General features: G+C 60.2%; 20 protein-coding genes. 11 read left to right on the top strand and 9 right to left on the bottom strand.

What is annotated here, in order from left to right:
• Positions 1-44: 44 nt before the first annotated feature.
• Positions 45-926: a dihydrodipicolinate synthase family protein gene (locus WNZ14_RS08010; protein ID WP_342868045.1), complete on the top strand. Its 882-nt coding sequence runs from the start codon at positions 45-47 to the stop codon at positions 924-926.
• Between the two features lie 9 nt (positions 927-935).
• A complete protein-coding gene (locus tag WNZ14_RS08005) occupies positions 936-1613 on the top strand; it encodes a GntR family transcriptional regulator (protein ID WP_342868044.1) in 678 nt (225 codons plus the stop codon).
• 55 nt (positions 1614-1668) lie between these two features.
• Here WNZ14_RS08005 and ispD read toward each other — a convergent pair whose 3' ends face one another.
• The 5 genes from ispD to WNZ14_RS07980 all read right to left on the bottom strand — a co-directional run bounded on the left by ispD (position 1669) and on the right by WNZ14_RS07980 (position 7157).
• Positions 1669-2367: a 2-C-methyl-D-erythritol 4-phosphate cytidylyltransferase gene (gene ispD / locus WNZ14_RS08000; RefSeq protein ID WP_342868043.1), complete on the bottom strand. Its 699-nt coding sequence runs from the start codon at positions 2365-2367 to the stop codon at positions 1669-1671.
• Between the two features lie 241 nt (positions 2368-2608).
• On the bottom strand, positions 2609-4114 hold the full coding sequence (locus WNZ14_RS07995) for an aldehyde dehydrogenase (NADP(+)) (protein WP_342868042.1): 1506 nt from the start codon (positions 4112-4114) through the stop codon (positions 2609-2611).
• Positions 4115-4126: 12 nt separating this feature from the next.
• The gene (locus WNZ14_RS07990) at positions 4127-5269 is read right to left on the bottom strand and encodes a fumarylacetoacetate hydrolase family protein (protein ID WP_342868041.1); all 1143 of its coding nucleotides are present in this window, start codon (positions 5267-5269) and stop codon (positions 4127-4129) included.
• A 156-nt stretch (positions 5270-5425) separates the two neighbouring features.
• Positions 5426-6265 carry a fumarylacetoacetate hydrolase family protein gene (locus WNZ14_RS07985; protein ID WP_342868040.1) on the bottom strand — a complete coding sequence of 280 codons (840 nt, stop codon included), beginning with the start codon at positions 6263-6265 and terminating at the stop codon, positions 5426-5428.
• Between the two features lie 157 nt (positions 6266-6422).
• A complete protein-coding gene (locus WNZ14_RS07980) occupies positions 6423-7157 on the bottom strand; it encodes an SDR family oxidoreductase (RefSeq protein WP_342868039.1) in 735 nt (244 codons plus the stop codon).
• A gap of 212 nt (positions 7158-7369) precedes the next feature.
• Between WNZ14_RS07980 and WNZ14_RS07975 the strand changes: the two genes are divergently transcribed.
• Both WNZ14_RS07975 and WNZ14_RS07970 read left to right on the top strand, forming a co-directional pair.
• Positions 7370-8206: an amidohydrolase gene (locus tag WNZ14_RS07975; protein WP_342868038.1), complete on the top strand. Its 837-nt coding sequence runs from the start codon at positions 7370-7372 to the stop codon at positions 8204-8206.
• A gap of 150 nt (positions 8207-8356) precedes the next feature.
• Positions 8357-9136 (top strand): MipA/OmpV family protein, encoded by a 780-nt coding sequence (locus WNZ14_RS07970; RefSeq protein ID WP_342868037.1) that lies wholly within the window; start codon positions 8357-8359, stop codon positions 9134-9136.
• Positions 9137-9163: 27 nt separating this feature from the next.
• Here WNZ14_RS07970 and WNZ14_RS07965 read toward each other — a convergent pair whose 3' ends face one another.
• Positions 9164-9412 (bottom strand): hypothetical protein, encoded by a 249-nt coding sequence (locus WNZ14_RS07965; protein ID WP_342868036.1) that lies wholly within the window; start codon positions 9410-9412, stop codon positions 9164-9166.
• Between the two features lie 151 nt (positions 9413-9563).
• Positions 9564-10007, bottom strand: a complete 444-nt coding sequence (locus WNZ14_RS07960; protein ID WP_342868035.1) for an Lrp/AsnC family transcriptional regulator — start codon at positions 10005-10007, stop codon at positions 9564-9566.
• A 250-nt stretch (positions 10008-10257) separates the two neighbouring features.
• Here WNZ14_RS07960 and rocF point away from each other — a divergent pair, with 250 nt between their 5' ends.
• The 6 genes from rocF to WNZ14_RS07930 all read left to right on the top strand — a co-directional run bounded on the left by rocF (position 10258) and on the right by WNZ14_RS07930 (position 16526).
• A complete protein-coding gene (gene rocF, locus WNZ14_RS07955) occupies positions 10258-11181 on the top strand; it encodes an arginase (RefSeq protein WP_342868034.1) in 924 nt (307 codons plus the stop codon).
• Positions 11182-11219: 38 nt separating this feature from the next.
• Entirely contained in the window at positions 11220-12272 is a 1053-nt protein-coding gene (locus tag WNZ14_RS07950) for an ornithine cyclodeaminase (RefSeq protein WP_342868033.1), read from the top strand.
• Positions 12273-12338: 66 nt separating this feature from the next.
• A complete protein-coding gene (locus tag WNZ14_RS07945; protein WP_342868032.1) occupies positions 12339-12821 on the top strand; it encodes a YaiI/YqxD family protein in 483 nt (160 codons plus the stop codon).
• Between the two features lie 123 nt (positions 12822-12944).
• Entirely contained in the window at positions 12945-13880 is a 936-nt protein-coding gene (locus WNZ14_RS07940) for a LysR family transcriptional regulator (RefSeq protein WP_342868031.1), read from the top strand.
• 83 nt (positions 13881-13963) lie between these two features.
• Complete coding sequence (gene alc / locus WNZ14_RS07935; RefSeq protein ID WP_342868030.1) at positions 13964-14974, top strand: allantoicase; 1011 nt, start codon at positions 13964-13966, stop codon at positions 14972-14974.
• 193 nt (positions 14975-15167) lie between these two features.
• Positions 15168-16526, top strand: a complete 1359-nt coding sequence (locus WNZ14_RS07930) for a nucleobase:cation symporter-2 family protein (RefSeq protein ID WP_342868029.1) — start codon at positions 15168-15170, stop codon at positions 16524-16526.
• 109 nt (positions 16527-16635) lie between these two features.
• Here WNZ14_RS07930 and rpe read toward each other — a convergent pair whose 3' ends face one another.
• The gene (rpe, locus tag WNZ14_RS07925) at positions 16636-17310 is read right to left on the bottom strand and encodes a ribulose-phosphate 3-epimerase (protein ID WP_342868028.1); all 675 of its coding nucleotides are present in this window, start codon (positions 17308-17310) and stop codon (positions 16636-16638) included.
• Between the two features lie 210 nt (positions 17311-17520).
• Here rpe and WNZ14_RS07920 point away from each other — a divergent pair, with 210 nt between their 5' ends.
• On the top strand, positions 17521-17913 hold the full coding sequence (locus tag WNZ14_RS07920) for a VOC family protein (protein WP_342868027.1): 393 nt from the start codon (positions 17521-17523) through the stop codon (positions 17911-17913).
• A 35-nt stretch (positions 17914-17948) separates the two neighbouring features.
• On the opposite strand, the gene WNZ14_RS07915 is transcribed toward WNZ14_RS07920, so the two are convergent.
• Positions 17949-19163, bottom strand: coding sequence for a mandelate racemase/muconate lactonizing enzyme family protein (locus WNZ14_RS07915; protein WP_342868026.1), 1215 nt, complete (start codon positions 19161-19163; stop codon positions 17949-17951).
• Between the last annotated feature and the right edge of the window lie 92 nt (positions 19164-19255).

Here is a 19255-nt window from a genome sequence, read left to right as displayed (position 1 = left end):
GAAACCAACTAACATGTTAGCAACAACCAACTGGCGCACTATTTATGAACAAACCTATCTTTGGCCTTTCCGCTGCCCTGGTTACCCCCTACACCGCGTCCGGCGCAGTCGACCTTCCCAAGCTTGCCAGGCACGCACGCGCCGTTCTCGCGCGCGGCTGTGACAGCGTCACCTTGTGCGGAACCACCGGCGAGGGCTATGGCCTTTCGCTTGACGAGCGCAACGCAATGTATGACGCGCTGAAAGAGATACTTCCGGCAGACACGCGCATTCAGGTCGGCATCATGGCTTCAGCCATCGACGATGCAGTGGCGCAGTCTAAGGCGGCCCTTGATGCCGGCGCAGCAGGTCTTCTGATGGCTCCGCCGTTCTACATGAAAGGCGTGGATGACGAGGGCCTCTACAGCTGGTTCAACCAGGTGTTCGAGCGCATCGGCAAAAGCCTTCGTGGTGTCATCATGTATCATATTCCAAGCCAGACATCGGTTGGCCTGTCGCCAGAACTGATCACCCGCCTGCGCAAGGCCTGGCCCGGCGTGATCACCGGCATCAAGGACTCCTCGGGCGACTGGGCCACGGCGGAACGCTATCTCGCCGCACATGGCGACATCTCGGTTCTGGTCGGCGACGAGCGGCTGTTGCCGCGTGCCATGGCCAAGGGCGCCGAAGGATCGATCTGCGGGCTTGCCAACATCGCGCCGGAACTGCTGGTTCCGGTGATCCATTCCGGTGGCGATGGCAAGATGGTCATCGATCTGGTCGACCTGATTGTTGCAAATCCGGTTACACCGGCAGTCAAGGTTCTGGTAGGACATCTGGCGCGGGATTCTGCTTTCGATGCCGTGCGGCCACCGTTGAGCGAACTGAGCGCCGAACGGAGATCGAAACTGGTTGAAGCCTTTGACACCATCATGGCCGTTGCCTGAGGACATAAGATGATCTTGCCGCCGCACAACAAGGATGGTGAACCGCTGAAGCTGCGCGAGCAGGCCTATGAGGGATACACAAAAAGCCTGTTGTCGCAGGAGATCAAACCGGGACAGTTCATCACCCAGCGCGAACTGGTGGAGATCACCGGGTTTCCGCTCGGCGCGATCCGCGAACTGGTCCCACGGCTCGAAGCCGAGGGGCTGATCCGCACAGCGCCGCAGCGCGGCATGCAGGTGCCGCAGGTGGACCTCAATCTGGTGCGCAACGCGTATCAATTCCGCGAGTTCATCGAAGTGGCCGCTGTGCGGCATTTCGCTTCGAGTGCCGATCCAAAGTTGATCGCAATCCTGCGGGCCCGCCATCAGGAAATCCTCGAACGGAATCAGCGAGGCGATGTGGATGGGTTGATGCAGGACGCGGAAGCCGTGGACCTGCAGCTGCACGAGGCGATCATCGATGCGCTCGGCAACGAGATCATCACGCAGGCCTACCGGGTCAACTGGATCAAGATCAAGCTTATCCGGCTTGCCGAAACACGGCTTTATGTGTCAATGATCCCGTCAGTGATGGGCGAGCATATGAGCATCATCGAAGCGATCGAGAAGCGTGACCCCGAGGCTGCGGCCATCGCGATGCAGGCGCACATCGATGTTGCGCGGCGGCGCGCCGTCAACATGGAATGAGTTCAACTGCTGGAGAGGCTGGCTGACCGGCAAGCCTCTCCACTGCATCCCTTGCTCAATCGGGTTGACTGGACATCCGCTCCAACCGCATCAGTTCCGCGCTTGCCCGTTCAAGATCGGCGGCGGTGGTGATCTTGAAATTCGCTTCAGCCCCTTCGACAATACGAACCGTCATGCCCGCCGCACGCGCGACCGCCACATCATCATGGACCTCGCCGTCATGACCGCGATGGGCTGCCAGAATGGGGCCGAAGTGAAACCCCTGCGGCGTCTGCGCACGCCAGAGCCCTTCCCGGGAAACCGGAGCGACGGCGGCGTTTCCTTCCGAGCTCCACAGCGCATCAACGACGGGAAGGGCTGCGAATGCACCTTCCACCTCATCGAGCGCTCCCAGAACGGCTTCGATCACTTCGACAGGGATGAAGGGCCGGGCAGCATCATGGATCAGGATTTTTTGGGTGTTCGTATCGCAAAAGGATTCCAGGCCCAGGCGCACCGACTGGGCACGCGTGCTGCCTCCATGCACGGGAGCAAGCAAACGCTGATCATCAATGCCCGCTAACGCCTCTTGGCAAAGGATCTGATCATCGGGGTGAATAACAACGCGCAGCAGGTCGATCGCATCAAGAACCAGAAACGCGTCCACCACACGACGCAGCGAGCAGACCCCGCCGACGGGTAGAAACTGCTTCGGGATCTCGCCACCCAGACGATGGCCGCGGCCTGCCGCAACGATAAGCACGGAGTTCAACATTCAACTTGGACTAAACTACCTTTTGTAGAGCCGCAATCGCGAATTCGGCTTGTGTCTTTGCTAAATGCCGGGTGCCTTTCACTTATTGGCTTGTGCCAGCAGCTTGGGGTTCGCCGGCGGATGAAGCCCTGCTGACGGCCTATTGCGACTGCATGTGCAGTCCAGACAAACGAAAACCGGCCTCATCCTGTCTTTTGGACAAGATGAGGCCGGCATCATTGGCGACGACTGGTTGCTATTTTCAGTCGAAGTCTTCTGGAAGCAAATCGGCGGGCATGCCCTGGAAGCAGACCGGGCGCAGAAAGCGCCGGATCGAGAGTGTGCCGACCGAAGTTGCGCCGAAATTGGTCGATGCCGGATAGGGGCCGCCGTGGACCATTGAATCAGCCACCTCGACACCGGTCGGGAAGCCGTTGGCGAGCACCCTGCCCGCCTTGCGCTCAAGCACCGGCATCAGCTTGCGGCCATGCTCGGTGTCGCCCCCATCAAGGTGCAAGGTGCAGGTCAGCTGTCCGTGAAGGCTTTTCGCGACCTTCATCATCTCGTCGAAATCCGCGACCTTGACGATCAGCCCGAGCGGTCCGAACACCTCTTCGCCGAGCACCTCATTGTCGAGCCATTCAGCTCCGGTCGTGGCGTACAGATAGGGTGTTGCGTTGCGCAGATCGCAGGTCGAGGTCAGCAGTTCCTGCACGCCCTTGACGCCCGCGACCCGGTCACGTCCGGCGCGGTATGACTTTGCGATGCCGTCGGTCAGCATTGTCTGTGCGCCAACCGGTTCAAGCGCAGTCGTTGCCGCTTTAATGAAAGTGTCAGCCTCCGGGCTGTCGATGACCACCGAAATGCCGGGGTTAGTGCAGAACTGGCCTGCGCCCATGGTCAGGGATCCAGCCCAGCCCTTGCCAATGGCCTCGCCACGCGCCTTGACGGCTTCGGGCAGAAGGAACATCGGATTGACCGAACCCAGTTCGCCAAAGAACGGGATCGGCTCCGGACGCTGGGCGCAGAGATCAAACAAGGCGCGACCGCCACCGAGAGATCCGGTGAAGCCGACGGCCTTGATCAGCGGGTGCTGAACCAGGCTCTGGCCAACTTCGCGGGTGCCGCCCTGGATCAGCGAAAAGATGCCGGGATGCATGCCGAGCTTCTTGATAGCCGCATCAATGGCCTGAGCGACAATCTCACCTGTGCCTGGATGGGCGGAATGGCCCTTGACCACAACCGGGCAACCGGCCGCCAATGCCGCCGCGGTGTCGCCGCCTGCGGTGGAGAAGGCGAGCGGGAAGTTGGATGCGCCAAAGACAGCTACGGGGCCGATCGGGCGCTGGATCATGCGCAGGTCGGGACGCGGCAGTGGTGCACGATCCGGCAGCGCCTCGTCATGACGACGATCAAGATAGTCACCCTTTTCGATGTGGCTTGCGAACAGGCGCAGCTGGCCGGTCGTGCGGCCACGCTCGCCCTGCAACCGGGCTTCCGGCAGGCCGGATTCCGAAGTTCCGATGGCGGTGATTTCTTCGCCGCGTGCCTCGATCTCGTCAGCGATGGCATTCAAGAGTTCTGCCCGCTGGGCGCGGGTGGAATAGCCAAAGCTCCAGAAGGCTTCCTCGGCAGCCTTTGCCGCAGCATCGACATGGGCAGGCGTGCCGACCGAAAATTCATGGGCGTCGCCATGGGCCGGCTCGCTCTTGAAGGTCGCGTCACCTGCGATCCAGTTTCCGGCAATCAGATGTTTTCCCGTCAGCATGTCATTCTCCAGTCAGATAAGATTTCGCGCGGCGAGGTTCCGCATAAAAGAGGCGACACCGAATGTCCATTCCCGACACTCGGTTGAAAGCCGCACAGTGTTTGTAAGACTGCCAAGTCGAAGCGACGAAATCGTGACGATATCGCCGATCTTGTGGGTAAATCCTTCGCCTAGCTTATCCCTGTCCTTGGTTGGTGCGAACAGCGTGCCAAGGAATAGCACAATACCGTCCGGATATTGATGGTGGCGACCGAGCGTCTGGGCAACCAGATCGGCCGGATCCCGGCTGATCTCCTTCATGGAGGAGTGGCCCTTGAGCTCATAGCCGTCTTCGCCGGTGACCGTGAGATCGAGTTCCGCCTGACGAACGTCATCAAGCGTGAAGCCATCATCGAACAGGCGGATCATCGGCCCGATGGAGCAGCTTGCATTGTTGTCCTTTGCCTTGCCGAGCAACAGCGCCGAGCGGCCCTCGACATCGCGCAGATTTACGTCATTGCCAAGCGAAGCGCCAACGATCCTGCCCTTCGATGATACCGCGAGCACGATCTCCGGCTCCGGGTTGTTCCATTTCGAAATCGGATGCAGACCGACCTCTGCGCCGGGACCTACCGAGGACAGCACCGGCGCCTTGGTAAACACCTCGGCGTCCGGGCCTATGCCGACTTCGAGATACTGACTCCAGAGCCCCTCGGCGATCAGCGCCGCCTTGACATTGGCTGCCTCGGTAGAGCCCGCCTTGATGTTACGCAGCGAGCCGCCAATGGCTTCTCCGACGCGGGCGCGAATATCCAGCGCCTTCTTCGGATCGCCGGCCGCCTGTTCCTCGATCACCCGCTCGACCATGGAGGACGCGAAGGTAACGCCGCAGGCCTTGACCGCCTGCAGATCGCAGGGTGCCAGAAAATGCGGCTTGTCCATCTGGCCGGAATTCCTGGCGATGTCCGCCAGCCGTCCAACGGCAGTTGCCGGCGCGTTGCACACATAATCGGCCGGATTTTCCATCTCGCAAATGTCGCGCACGGTCGGCGCGTCTTTAGACGTAATGTCCACAACGGAGCCGTCACGGATGGTCACGACTGAAGGCCCTTGAGCCTCGGGCGACCAGATGCGGCCGATGAAAACGCCATCGGCAGGCAGGTTGAAATCGGTCATTGCAAATATCCCCCCAGTGGCAACAAGCAGTGGCCATGTTTCGGCCAGATTGGCCCAGTTCGCAACCCCGAACACGCAAAAATGGCGCCAAGGACACCCCGGCGCCAATCCTGCGAGTTCAATACCGCTGCCGCAGTGTCGCGCCTTTGCGCCGCCTCAGGCCTTGCCGACCGTCTGGCGCTGCTGGCCCAGCCCTTCGATGCCAAGTTCCATGGTCTCTCCGCCCTTGAGGTAGACTTGCGGTTTCTGACCCATGCCGACGCCGGGAGGCGTTCCGGTGGAGATCACGTCGCCGGGCTGCAGGCTCATGAACTGGCTCACATAGCTCACAATATGCTGTACGCCGAAGACCATCGTCTTGGTCGAACCGTTCTGGTAACGGTGACCGTCGACTTCAAGCCACATCTTGAGGTCTTGCGGATCGGCAACTTCATCGCGGGTGACCAGCCATGGGCCGATCGGACCGAAGGTGTCGCAGCCCTTGCCCTTGTCCCAGGTGCCGCTGCGCTCGATCTGGAATTCGCGTTCCGAGACGTCATTGATGACGCAGTAGCCCGCGACATGCTCCATCGCATCGGCTTCATCAATGTAGACGCCGCCCTTGCCGATGATGACGCCGAGCTCGACCTCCCAGTCTGTCTTGACCGACTTGCGCGGGATCAGGACCGTGTCGTTGGGTCCGCAAATAGCGCTGGTAGCCTTCATGAAGATGACCGGCTCCTTGGGCACTTCCGCGCCGGTTTCAGCAGCATGGTCGGAATAGTTCAGACCGATGCAGATGAACTTGCCGACCTCGCCAACGCAGGGGCCAATGCGACCGGCGTCAAGTTCCGGCAAACTCGCCGGATCGATAGCTGCGATCTTTGCAAGGGTCTCGGGCAGCAGCGTTTCGCCGGCGATATCATCCACAACAGATGACAGGTCACGGGGTTTGCCGGCAGCATCAAGAATGGCGGGCTTTTCCTGTCCGGGGGCGCCAACGCGAAGCAGTTTCATATCATGTGATCCTTGTGTCTGATTTGGCCGGTCGGGCTGCAGTGATACAGGCCTGATTGAATATGGTCGGGTTCATTGATAGCGGTTTCAACTCGATTGAGAAGCCGACGACGCTGTTCGCCCACAGGCCATGGCGACCTTGGCGACTGCGCCGTCGTTAGATCGTCCAGCCGCCGTCGATGGCGTAGGCCTGGCCCGAGGTGTAGGTTGCGTTGGCGAGGTAAACCGCGAGGTCGGCGATTTCTTCGGGTGATCCGAGCCTGCCCATCGGCTGGCGCGCGATGAAGGCAGCGCGTGCGGCCTCATAATCTCCCTGCGCCCGCATGCGGTCCTGCAGTGACGGGCTCTCGACGGTGCCGGGGCAGATCGCGTTGCAACGGATGCCATGCCCGACATAATCGGCGGCAACCGACTTGGTCAGGCCGACAACGGCCGCCTTGGTGGTGGAATAGGCGAAGCGGTTGGGCACACCCTTGATCGAGCTCGCCACCGAAGACATGTTGATGATTGCCCCGCCGCCGCGCTCGATCATCGTCGGCAACACCGCGCGGATGGTGCGGATCATCGAGCGGACATTGAGATCCATGGCGAACTCGAAGTCTTCCTCCTTCATCTCGAGGATGGAGCCCGCATGCACAAAGCCCGCGCCATTGAACAGCACATCGACCGGGCCGACAGCGGCAACGGCGGCTGCGATATCGGCAGCATCGAGAACATCGAGCCTGCGGGTTTCAATGCCGGTTTCCGATGTCAGCTCCGCCAGGGCCGCCTCATTGATGTCAGTGGCAATGACACGTGCGCCGGCTGCAGTAAAGGCAATCGCCGTTGCGCGCCCGATGCCCTGTCCGGCGGCCGTCACCAGCACCGTCCTGTCCTTGACCCAGTCTGGCATATTGTCTCCCCCCAGTTTCCGCTCGGCGGACTTCCGCCTTCCCTTGCTGCTATAGATGTGATTGTCGTTCAGCACCACATAAGCAGCCGCCAAAAGCCCCTATCGGATTTTGACACTACAACCTGAATTGCTGTTTGAGTAAACCATCTGGTGTGGGAATATCCGGGTGGCAGCCAGACTTGGAAAGCCAGCGCTTACGAAAAGGGACCAGCATGATCATCGATACCCATCTGCACGTTGTCGATCCGTGGGTGCTGGATTACCCCTGGCTTGCGAACGTGCCAGCGCTGAACCAGGCCTGGCCCTATGCCGCTTATGAGCTGGAAGCCCGTCGTGCCGGGATCTCGTGTGCGCTGCACATGGAAGTCGATGTCGCGGAGGAGCGCATCGAGGACGAAACCAACTATATCGAAACGCTCGCCAGTCGTCCCGGCAGCCTGATCGCAGGCGCCATCGCCTCCTGCCGGCCGGAGCATGCGGGATTTGCCGCCTACCTAGATCGCCAGCGCCAGAATCCTATGGTCAAGGGGTTCCGCCGCGTTCTGCACGTCGTGCCGGACGAATTGTCCGAGCAGCCATTGTTCCGGGAGAATATCGCGCGCATGTCCGGCTCCGGGCTGACTTTCGATATCTGCATGCTGCCGCACCAATTGCCCAACGCAATGGCCTTGGCCGACCTCGCCCCTGACGTCACCTTCGTCCTCGATCATTGCGGTGTTCCCGACATCAAGGGCGATGTGCGACAGCCTTGGCACGACAACATTGCCGAGCTTGCCAAACGGCCCAACGTGGTTGCCAAGATTTCGGGCGTCGTGGCCTATGCCGATCCCGACACATGGATCGCGGAAACACTGCGGCCATGGGCCGAGCACACGATTTCAAGTTTTGGGTGGGATCGCGTTGTCTGGGGCAGCGACTGGCCGGTCTGCACGCCCGGCGGCGGACTTCTGGCCTGGGTCGCGGCCACCCATGCGCTTTTGAACGGCGCCAGTGCCGATGAAAAGCAGAAGCTGCTTTCAGGCAATGCAAGGCGTTTGTGGAGACTTTGAAGCGATTGGTCGTGCGCAACCAAGAAAGGAGTGCACCCTACAGAAATAGTTCAAAGCTGCGTCCATCTTATCCACGGCTTCGGCTTGTTAACCTTCGCCAATTATGGTGTTTGAAACCCAGTTCGTAATCCGTAATGCCGGGACCAGACTATGATCAAAGCTTTTCGTTTCACCGTCGCTCCACTTGTTGCCGCTGCTGCAGCCTTCATTCCGCAGGCGCAGGCGCAGGCGCAGGATGCAGGTGATCCAGGCATTTCCTTTGAACTGGGCGTCGCGGGCAAGATGACGCCGCGCTATTTCGGTGCAAGCAAGCTGGTTCTTTCTCCGGTTCCGCTGTTCCGGCTCAAGCGCCTGGAATTCCCCAATGGCTTCACTATTGGCGGCGGTTCGGATGAGGGATTTTCGCTGAGCCCTTCAATCGATGTGATCGGCAGACGCTCGACAAAGGATTCTCCTGAGCTGACGGGGCTCAGAACTATCGACACAGCAGTCGAGCTGGGTGTGGCGGCAAAATACCAGATGGGCAGCTTCCGGGTGATGGGCGCGGTGAGGCAGGGATTTGGCGGCCACAAGGGCGTCCGTGGTGAACTCGGCGCAGATGTCGTCGTCAGGGCCGGCGACCAGTGGACCTTCCATGGCGGCCCGCGCTTGAACTTCGGCAACGCCAAATTTACCAATACCTATTTCGGCGTTACCGCTGCGGAGGCATCGGCTCTTTACCCGGCGACAACAGCATCTGGCGGATTGTACAGCGCCGGCCTGGAAATTGGTGCGCGCTATCAGGTCAACGATGCATGGGCTGTCGAGGCAGATGCAGGCTGGTCGCGGCTCAGAGGCGATGCGGCCAGATCACCGATTACAGCGCAGGGGTCCAAGAACCAGTACAGCGCGTCGTTCGGCGTCGTTCGACGCTTCGACATCGGCTTCTGATCTCCCGTCCCCTAAAATAAGCGGCGCCTACAAAGTGGCGCCGCCGCGATCTTCGGGTGAGGCAGGGTCGGCAGACAGGTGTTCAAGCGCCTCGTCGATCTGCTTGAGCTCGTCTCCCACATCGTTGTCATCGACCATCGCGCTCTCGGTTGCAGCGCGCATTTCCGAACGTACACTCTCGCGCATGCGCTCAAGCATTTCGACCTTTTTGGCGGTGGACAAATCTTTGTCTTCAAGAATTGCTCTGATGTCCGCGTTCATATCCTGATGGGGCATGGCACTGATCCTTTCAGAAACTCAGGTCCGAGTGAACGGCTTTGGATACCGTGTATCTACCTCAACGCCACAGACATGCCGTGGTTCCAATGCGGACGCCAAAAGCCCTTCACCGGTGGCGGAGTTTTCAATCCTTGGTCAGAAGACCTGATCAACGCCGGGTCGATGCGCGCCGCGATGACAGCAAAAGACTGGTCTCGCTCGAAGTGATACCCTCGAAACGGCGGATTCGGACCAGCGTGTCATCGAGTTCCTGAAGTGTATCGGTCGCCAGCTCGACGATGAGATCCCAGCGACCATTGGTCGAATGCACAGCCTGAACCGCCAGCATACCCTGCAGATGGGCGATGATCCGTTCCGTCCCCCTGCCCTCGATCCCGATCATTGTCAGCCCTCTGACAGGCGCCGCCGTGACATCTGAGCGGGTGAGAGCCGTGAACCCGGCAATCTCACCGCTGGCCATCAGCCGCTCGATGCGGCTGCGCACGGTGGCGCGGGCCAGCTTCAGCTTTCCGGCAAGATCTGAGATCGACGCCCGCCCGTCGCGTCTGAGCTCTGCAATCAGGCGGATGTCGATATCGTCCAATGTAGACATTTAATGCTACCGATCTGGTAGATTGCGCTTTCGATTTGATTATATTCGATCAACTCATCTTCGCAAAGAGCGAACTTTTTTCGCATTTACGGTCTGAGATACGAGCTTCGACTGGACGTACGCGCGACCACATTTGCCAAAATGGCAAAGCGGACTGACACAAGCGTCGGTTTGATGCCCGGAACGGCGAAATCTCCAATACCAACCGCCAGCGGTCTCTGCGACGGCTTGTCCGAACAGAGGGACACTCATGAACCATCATTGCATTCTGGTCGGCTCACCCGTCGACAGCGGCCAATCCAATCCCGGCTGCCTGATGGGCCCAGCGTCCTACCGGGTGGCGGGCCTGGCCTCCACTCTTGAGGAATTGGGCTGCACCGTCGATGACCGAGGCGATGTCGCGCTGCGGGCGCTGGACGTTGCCAGCAGCGCCAACCCAGCGGTGCATCACCTGACAGAGACAGTCGCCTGGACGAAGGCACTCGCCGGGGCTGCCGAGGAGGCTATGAACGCTGGATTTCCGGTTTTTCTTGGTGGCGACCACAGTCTGTCGCTTGGCACGGTCGCGGGAGTAGCCGCCCACGCCAAAAAGCAGGCGCGCCCGTTGTTCGTCTTGTGGCTCGATGCCCACAGTGACTTTCACACGCCAATGACCACCCGCTCGGGCAATCTGCACGGCACACCGATGGCATACATTGCCGGGCTCGACGGGTTTGATGCCTTTCCGCCATTCCCCGATCCTGTCCCCACAGACCGGATCTGCCTGTTCGGCATCCGCTCCGTCGACACCGACGAACGCTCCGCATTGCGCGCGAACGGCATCACACCGGTCGACATGCGTGAGCTGGATGAACGCGGCTTCGTTGCACCGCTCAGCGGATTCCTGGATCAGGTTCGGGCCGCCAACGGGCTTCTGCACGTTTCGCTCGACGTCGATTTTCTTGACCCGTCGATCGCGCCCGCTGTCGGCACAACGGTGCCCGGCGGCGCGACCTTCCGCGAAGCCCATCTGGTGATGGAATTGCTGCACGAGTCCGGCCTTGTCAGTTCGCTCGATCTGGTCGAGCTCAACCCGTTCCTCGACGAGCGCGGTCGCACCGCACGGCTGATGGTCGATCTCACCGCAAGCCTGATGGGCCGCAAGGTGTTTGACCGCGTCAACCGCAGCATTTGATTCCAGCGCCGCCACTCTTCTCACCCCGGAGACAGACCATGACAGCCCCTTCCCATCTTGCCTACGTGCCCTTCATCAGCGTCGAAAACATGATGCGGCTTGTGCATTCCATCGGCATCGAGACCGTGCTGAAGGAACTGGCGGACGCCATCGAGCATGACTTCACCCGCTGGCCGCTGTTTGACAAGACACCACGTCTGGGCAGCCATTCCGATGTCGGCGTGATCGAGCTGATGCCAACATCCGACGGGGAGCTCTATGGCTTCAAATATGTCAACGGCCACCCGTCCAACACCAAGCAGGGCCTGCAGACGGTCACCGCTTTTGGCCTCTTGGCAGATGTGAACTCTGGCTATCCAGTGCTGCTGTCGGAAATGACCATGCTGACGGCACTCAGAACAGCCGCAACCTCATCCATGGCCGCGCGGCATCTGGCGCCAAAGGGTTCGAAGGTCATGGCGTTGATCGGCAATGGCGCACAGTCTGAATTTCAGGCGCTGGCGTTCAAGGCGGTGGTCGGCATCGATGAGGTGCGCCTGTTCGATATCGATGCCGCAGCCACTGCGAAATGCGCACGCAATCTTGCCGGATCCGGGCTGAAGGTGATCTCCTGCCGCTCCTCGCAAGAGGCGATGGAAGGCGCGCAGATCGTCACCACATGCACCGCCGACAAGCAGTATGCGACCATCCTGACCGACAACATGATGGGCGACGGCATCCACATCAACGCCATCGGTGGTGATTGCCCCGGAAAGACCGAATTGCACAAGGATATCCTGCTGCGCTCGCAGATTTTCGTCGAGTATCCGCCGCAGACGCGGATCGAGGGCGAAATTCAGCAGATGCCGGAAGACTATCCGGTGACCGAACTCTGGCAGGTGATCACCGGCGAGACAGAAGGCCGGACCTCAGCATCGCAGATCACGCTGTTTGACGGCGTCGGGTTTGCCATCGAGGATTTCTCGGCGCTGAAATATGTCTATCAACGGGCGCTGAAGACCGGACACTTCCAGCAACTCGACATGATTGCCGATCCGGACGATCCGCGCGATCTATTCGGCATGCTGACCCGCGCCGGCGAGCCCGCCTGACGCTCGCTTCGCAAACGGCTTGGCAACTGTCTTGGCGAAGCCGGTGACACGGGGTATTGGAAAGCCATGACCAGTTCAGACACCGATACCCCACCGATCCGCCTGCTTGTCGATGCCGACGCCTGTCCGGTGCGCGAGGAATGCGTGAAGGTAGCCCTCCGCCACGACATCAAGGTGACCTTCGTTTCCAACAGCTTCTTCCGGATCGAAGCAGATCCGCTGGTGGAACGCGAAATCGTGCCGGGCAATTTTGATGCCGCCGACGACCGCATTGTCGAGCATGTAACAAAGCGGGCCGTGGTGGTGACTGCCGACATCCTACTCGCCGAGCGCTGCCTCAAGGCCGAGGCTTCGGCTGTCATGAGCCATACCGGCAAACCGTTCACCCATGATTCCATCGGCATGGCGGTGGCGACACGGTCAATCATGGCGGATCTGAGAGCCGGCGGCGCACAGGTTGGCGGCCCCGCGCCGTTTTCGCGGCAGGACCGGTCGCGCTTTCTCTCGGCGCTTGATCTCGCACTGGTTCGGCTGAAACGGCACGGCTGAGCCGGAACTTTCGACAAGCCATTACCATCACATCGAAGCTAATCGGCGTTGTTTTCCGTTTCTTCTGGACAATCAGGGGCTCAGGCGTTCAACTGAACCGTCGCGTTACCGGGGATGACGTTCATGGCTTATACGGACATGCTCAAGACATTTGTGCGGGTTTACGAGCTCGGCAGCATGTCGGCTGCAGCACGCGATCTGCGCGTTTCAGCGGCAGTCTCCTCAAGCCGCATTTCGGATCTGGAAAAGAGCCTCGGCGTGCGGCTGTTTAACCGCACCACGCGCAGCCTGCGGGCCACTGCGCATGGCGAATTGTTCTACAAGGGCGCAATCAAGATCCTCGACACGATCCGCGAAGTCGAAGGCGGTATCGCCGAAATCACGGCTCAGCCCAAGGGGACGCTGTTCATTTCAGCACCATTGGCTCTCGGCAAGAGACTGGTGGCGCCGCTGATCCCGGCCTTCAAGATCGAGTATCCGGATATCAATGTCCGGCTCAGATTGTCTGACCGTAAGGTCGACATCGCACAGGAAGGGCTCGACGCAGCCTTCGTGCTCGGGCCACTTCCCGATTCCGATCTCAGGGTGCGATCCATACACGATTTCGAGCGCGTGCTGGTCGCTTCGCCCGGTTATGTCAAGAAGTACGGCATGCCGGAAAGTGGCGACGAGATCATGTCGAACAACCACAAGTGCCTGCTGTTGCGCTATCCGGGCGCGACCGAATTTTACTGGAACCTTGTCGTCAACGGCGAAGTCCGCGGGTTTCATCCCGAAGGGTCGCTTGAAAGCGATGACGGCGATGTGCTGACAGCCTGGGCGCTGGCCGATTGCGGCATCGCCAGCAAGACCCGCTATGACGTTGCCTCCCAGCTTGATGCGGGCAGCCTTGTCGAAGTGGCAACTGCGACCCCCCAGACGCAGCAAGCCTTCTCCTGTCTCTATCCGCACAAGCGGCTGCAGGATCCGAAGGTCAAACTGTTCATAGATCACGTCATCAAGGGGATCCGCGCCGAGATAGACCGTGCCGCGGCTTTAACATCTTCAGGAAAAATTTGAAACCGAAGTGTATTTTCCTTGCATACTATGGGCGCTGAAATCCGGCCGCACCAGACCGGCCCTATTCGTCCAGGAGATACATGATGAGTGAACACATGCCAGCGCAGCTCCCGGGCTTTGCGCGGAATTCCGTCAACCTTGCATCAGCGGGACTTGGCGCCAAGGGCATTCAGGTCACCGACGAATTCTTTGCACCTCTTGAACGCATGCTGGCCGACCAGCCTGCGGTGTTCATCGAAGACAAGTACGACGACAATGGCAAATGGATGGACGGCTGGGAAAGCCGCCGCAAACGCGTTCTGGGACATGATTTCGCGGTCATCCGACTGGCGGCTGCCGGTCGTATCGACGGTTTTGATGTCGACACATCCCATTTCACCGGCAACTATCCGCCGGCTGCGCGGATCGAAGCCTGCAACGTCGCAGGCGATCCGGATGACAGCACGGAATGGACCGAAGTGCTGGCAACCTCTCCGCTGGGGCCGAGCGCGCACCATTACCTTGCGTCGACATCGTCTGACATTTTCACCCATGTACGACTGCACATCTATCCCGACGGTGGCGTGGCGCGGCTGCGGGTGTTTGGTCAGCCCTATCTGGACCGGTCACGGGTGGGCGATGGCGACATCGAATTGTCAGCGTCCCTCAATGGCGGGCGGATCATCGGCTTCTCGGATGCGCATTACGGATCCTATCACCGCCTGCTGGCGCCAGGGCGCGGATACAACATGGGTGACGGCTGGGAGACCAGCCGTCGGCGCGTTCCAGGCAATGAATGGATCGTCATCGCTCTGGGAGCGCGTGGCGTGCTGTCGGGCGCAATTGTCGACACTGCATATTACAAGGGCAATTTTCCGGACACCTGCTCGATACAGGCAGCCGACATGAGCGAATTCGGAACGGATGCGGCCGATGGCATCATCACGTCCTCGATGTTCTGGCCGGAACTGATCGGGCAGCAGAAGCTCAAGGCTGATCATGTCCATGATCTGTCCGCTCATATCAATGACATTGGGCCCGTCACACATGTCCGGCTCAACATTTTCCCCGATGGGGGGGTCAGCCGCCTGAAACTGACAGGACGGCTCGCATAAGGTTCGTGACGCCTTTTCGGCGGCATGAGTATTGCCTTTTGGAGACACCGACCAGGACAGCGATAGGGTAGCAGAGATAAATCTGCCCGGATTCCTGGAAGATCGACAAAAACCGGCAATTCAACTGGTTCGCAGCAATGGGGGGCGGCGAACCGGTGGGACACGTGCCCCTGAGGGAAAAAGGACCAACCTTATGGCAGACTCATCGATCGGGACCGCAGAACAACTGCGCGATCCAAACTATACGCCACCGCTTATCAAGGCCGTACCGCTGGGCATCCAGCATGTGCTGGCCATGTTTGTCTCCAACGTCACGCCGGCCATCATCGTGGCTGGCGCTGCCGGCATCGGCTTCGGCTCGGACCAGGGCGCGCTCGGGTTTCCCGACATGACCTACATGATCCAGATGTCGATGCTGTTCGCAGGTATTGCCACCTTGTTGCAGACCATCGGCATGGGCCCGGTGGGCGCACGGTTGCCGATCGTTCAGGGTACCAGCTTCGCCTTCGTTCCAGTCATGATCCCGGCCGTTGCGGGGCTGGGCACAGCCGGTCTGGCCGGTCTGATGACCGGGGTGATGATCGGTGGTGTTTTCCACTTCTGCCTCGGCTTTTTTGTAGGCCGCATTCGCTACGCCCTGCCGCCATTGGTGACCGGGCTTATCGTCCTGATGATCGGCCTGGCGCTGGTCAAAGTCGGCGTGCAGTACGCTGCCGGTGGCGTGCCGCTGATGGGCAAGCCGGAATTCGGCAGCCTGGCAATGTGGATCCCGGCTCTGGTGGTGATCGTGGTCACGCTGGCAATAAAGTTCTTCACCCGCGGCTTTGCTGCCGTGGCTGCAGTGCTGGTCGGCATCATTGCCGGCTACATCGTTGCACTGATGATGGGTCAGGTGAATTTCGGCAATCTGGCGCGCGCCAGCTATTTCGCACCGCCGATCCCGTTCAAGTGGGGCTTTGATTTCAACGTCGCAATCGTTCTGGGCATGTGCTTCATGGCCATCGTCTCGGCAATCGAAACCGTGGGCGACACCAGCGGCATCACCAAGGGTGGCGCAGGCCGCGAAGCCACCGACAAGGAAATCGAAGGCGCAACCTTCGCTGACGGCCTCGGCACTGCTGTCGCAGGTGTGTTTGGCGGCCTGCCCAACACATCGTTCTCGCAGAACGTCGGACTGGTCGCGATGACCGGCGTCATGAGCCGTCACGTGGTGACCATCGGGGCGCTGTTCCTGATCGCCTGCGGCTTCATTCCGAAGATTGGCGCCATCATCAACACCGTGCCGATCAATGTGCTTGGCGGCGGCGTGATTGTGATGTTCGGCATGGTCTGCGCCGCTGGCATCAACATGTTGTCCGACGTCAACTGGAACCGCCGCAACATGGTGATCTTCGCAACAGCCCTGTCGATCAGCCTCGGCCTGCAGCTGGTGCCCGAAGCCCTGCAGCATCTTGGCAAGACCGCGCAGATCCTGCTGACCAGCGGCCTGCTGCCTGCAGCCCTGATCTCGATCGTGCTCAATCTTCTGCTGCCTGAAGATCTCGACGACTGAGATCAACTCAAGCTGTGAATAAAAGAAGCCCTCGGTTCGCGCCGGGGGCTTTTCATCTACATCAGACCTTTTGCCTCAGACCGGCTATCTCTGACGCTGGTGGCAGACTTCAGTTTGTATCTTGCGCCGCCTGGCGAATGGCCGAAATGTTCTTCGCCCAATCGGCTTCGCCCGCGCCGTTGAAAACTGCGGATCCTGCGACCAGCACATCGGCGCCGGCAGCGGTCACCAGCGGAGCCGTCTTGGTGGTTACGCCGCCATCGATCTCGATGTGGATCGGGCGATCACCGATCATCTTCTTGACCCGCGCAACCTTTTCGACCACCGACGGAATGAAGGCCTGACCGCCGAAGCCCGGGTTGACCGTCATCAGCAAGATCAGATCGAGACGGTCGAGCACATATTCGATGACGGTTTCGGGCGTAGAAGGGTTGAGCGAGACGCCGGCCTTCTTGCCGAGCGCCCGGATCGCCTGCAGCGAGCGATCAAGATGCTTGGTGGCTTCGGCATGAACCGTGATGATATCGCAACCGGCATCGGCGAAGGCCTCGAGATAGGGATCGCAAGGTTCGATCATCAAATGGCAATCAAACACGGCTTTCGTGCGCGGGCGCACTGCCTTGATGATGCCGGGACCAAAGGTGATGTTGGGGACGAAATGGCCATCCATCACATCAAGATGGATCCAGTCCGCACCGGCGCGCATGACGCCTTCGATGTCGTCACCGAGGCGGGAGAAATCTGCCGACAGAATGGACGGGGCGATCAGCACGGGACGGGTCACGGCGCGTTCCTTTGGACTAGGCCTTTCGACTGGGCCTTTGGATTTCATCTCTCTATCAGGACCGCGGCCCCGGTGTTGCGCAGCGGTTTGCCCGATCTGCTACGCCAAGGTCAAGCCAAGCCTTGATCGTGCCTGTGCAAAGCCGAAATGTCCCTTGCCCGAATCACGGCGGTGCGGGCAATTTGCCCACATCATTTGCAGGAGCCCGCCATGAGCCGACCACCGATCAGCCATTCCATCGTTTTCACCTATACCAGCGATCTGGAGCGCGGCTCGCGCTTCCTGCGCGAGGTGATGGAACTGGATTTCGTGGTCGATCAGGGCGCCTGCCACATCTACCGGCTGACACCAATGAGCTATATCGGCGTCTGCAACCTGCCGGACCGTCCGCAGGGGACGGCCGGCGTGACGCTGACCATCGTGTCACCCGATGTCGACGGCTGGCGCGATTTCCTCGAAGCCAAGGGCGTGACCTATGTCAGCGGTCCGGAGCATAGCGAAGAGTTTGGCGTCTACAGCTCGCTGTTTCATTCGCCCGACGGCTACCGCGTCGAAATCCAGAGTTTTGACGATCCCGAGTGGGACCAGGGCAGCATCAGCTGACACTGCCCTGCCCTTTTCTTCCCTGACTGGGCGGATCAGAACCGGATCGGCTCGCGGGTCATTTCCAGATGCAGCATGTCGCCGCCCCAGGGGTTGGCCTCGCAGACCGCCTCGTCGAGCTCGACACCAAGGCCGGGTTCGTCTGACGGGATGACGTAGCCATCCTCCCATTCGATCTTCTTCTTGAGCACCTCGGCGTAGAACCCGTCCCAGGTCTTGATCGATTCAAGCACCAGGAAGTTCGGCAACGTGGCGGCAAGCTGGATGTTGGCAGCGGCGACCAGCGGCCCGCAATAGCAATGCGGCGCGATCTGGATGCCGAAGGCTTCTGCCATGCCGGCGATCTTCTTGGTTTCGAGCAGTCCACCAGAGCGCCCAAGATTGGGTTGCAGGATGGCTGCTGCCCGCGCTTCGATGACGCGGGCGAATTCGTGCTTGGTGACCAGGCGTTCGCCGGTGGCAACCGGGATCGATGTCGCCCGCGCAACTTCCGCCATCGCAGCAATCTGGTCGGGCGGCACGGGCTCTTCAAACCATAATGGATCGGCGGCTTCGATGGCGCGGGCCATGCGGATGGCGCCGGCTGCGGTAAACTGGCCGTGGGTGCCGAACAGGATATCGGCCTTGGTGCCAATGGCCTCGCGCACAGCCTTGACCATGCGGGCTGACAGATCGATGTCAGTCAATAGCGGCTGGTGCCCGCCCTGCACACGGTAGGGGCCGGCCGGATCAAACTTGACCGCGGTAAAGCCTTGGCGAACGGCTTCGATTGCGGCAGCAGCTGCAAGCTCGGGGTCGTTGTACACGTTCTTGGGGCTGTCGGTGGAGAGCGGATCTGCGCTGCCGGTCGCCGGATAGAGATAGGTGTAGGAGCGAAGGCCCTCATGCACCCGCCCGCCGAGCAATTTGTGCACCGGCTGGCCCGCTTCCTTGCCGATTATATCCCAGCAGGCCATTTCAAGCGCCGAACAGCACGCCATCATGGTCATGTCCGGGCGTTGCGAGAAGCCCGAGGAATAGCAGAGCCGGAAGAAATTCTCGATGTCATGGGGATCGCGGCCCACGAGATAGCGCGCGGCGACGTCTTCCATCAGCTTGGCGGTCAGATGCGGATCGAAGGCCGCGTCATAGGCTTCGCCGTACCCGACGACACCGCCATCGGTCACCAGTTTCACAAACAGGAAGTAACGTCCGCCGGTCTGCGGCGGCGGGTTGGCAACCACAAAAGTCTGGACATCCTTGATCTTCATCATGCTCTCCGGAATCTCACCTCAATCGGGCGCAATCGATCAGGTCCCGACCGGAAAATCCAGCCCCTGTTGCCACAAGACTGAAGTGCGGC

Origin of the sequence: Hoeflea sp. AS60, from assembly GCF_038900115.1 — a bacterium.
Taxonomy (GTDB): Bacteria; Pseudomonadota; Alphaproteobacteria; order Rhizobiales; family Rhizobiaceae; genus Hoeflea.
Note: the sequence above shows the minus strand (reverse complement) of the source record. Positions and strands in the feature narration are given on the sequence as shown.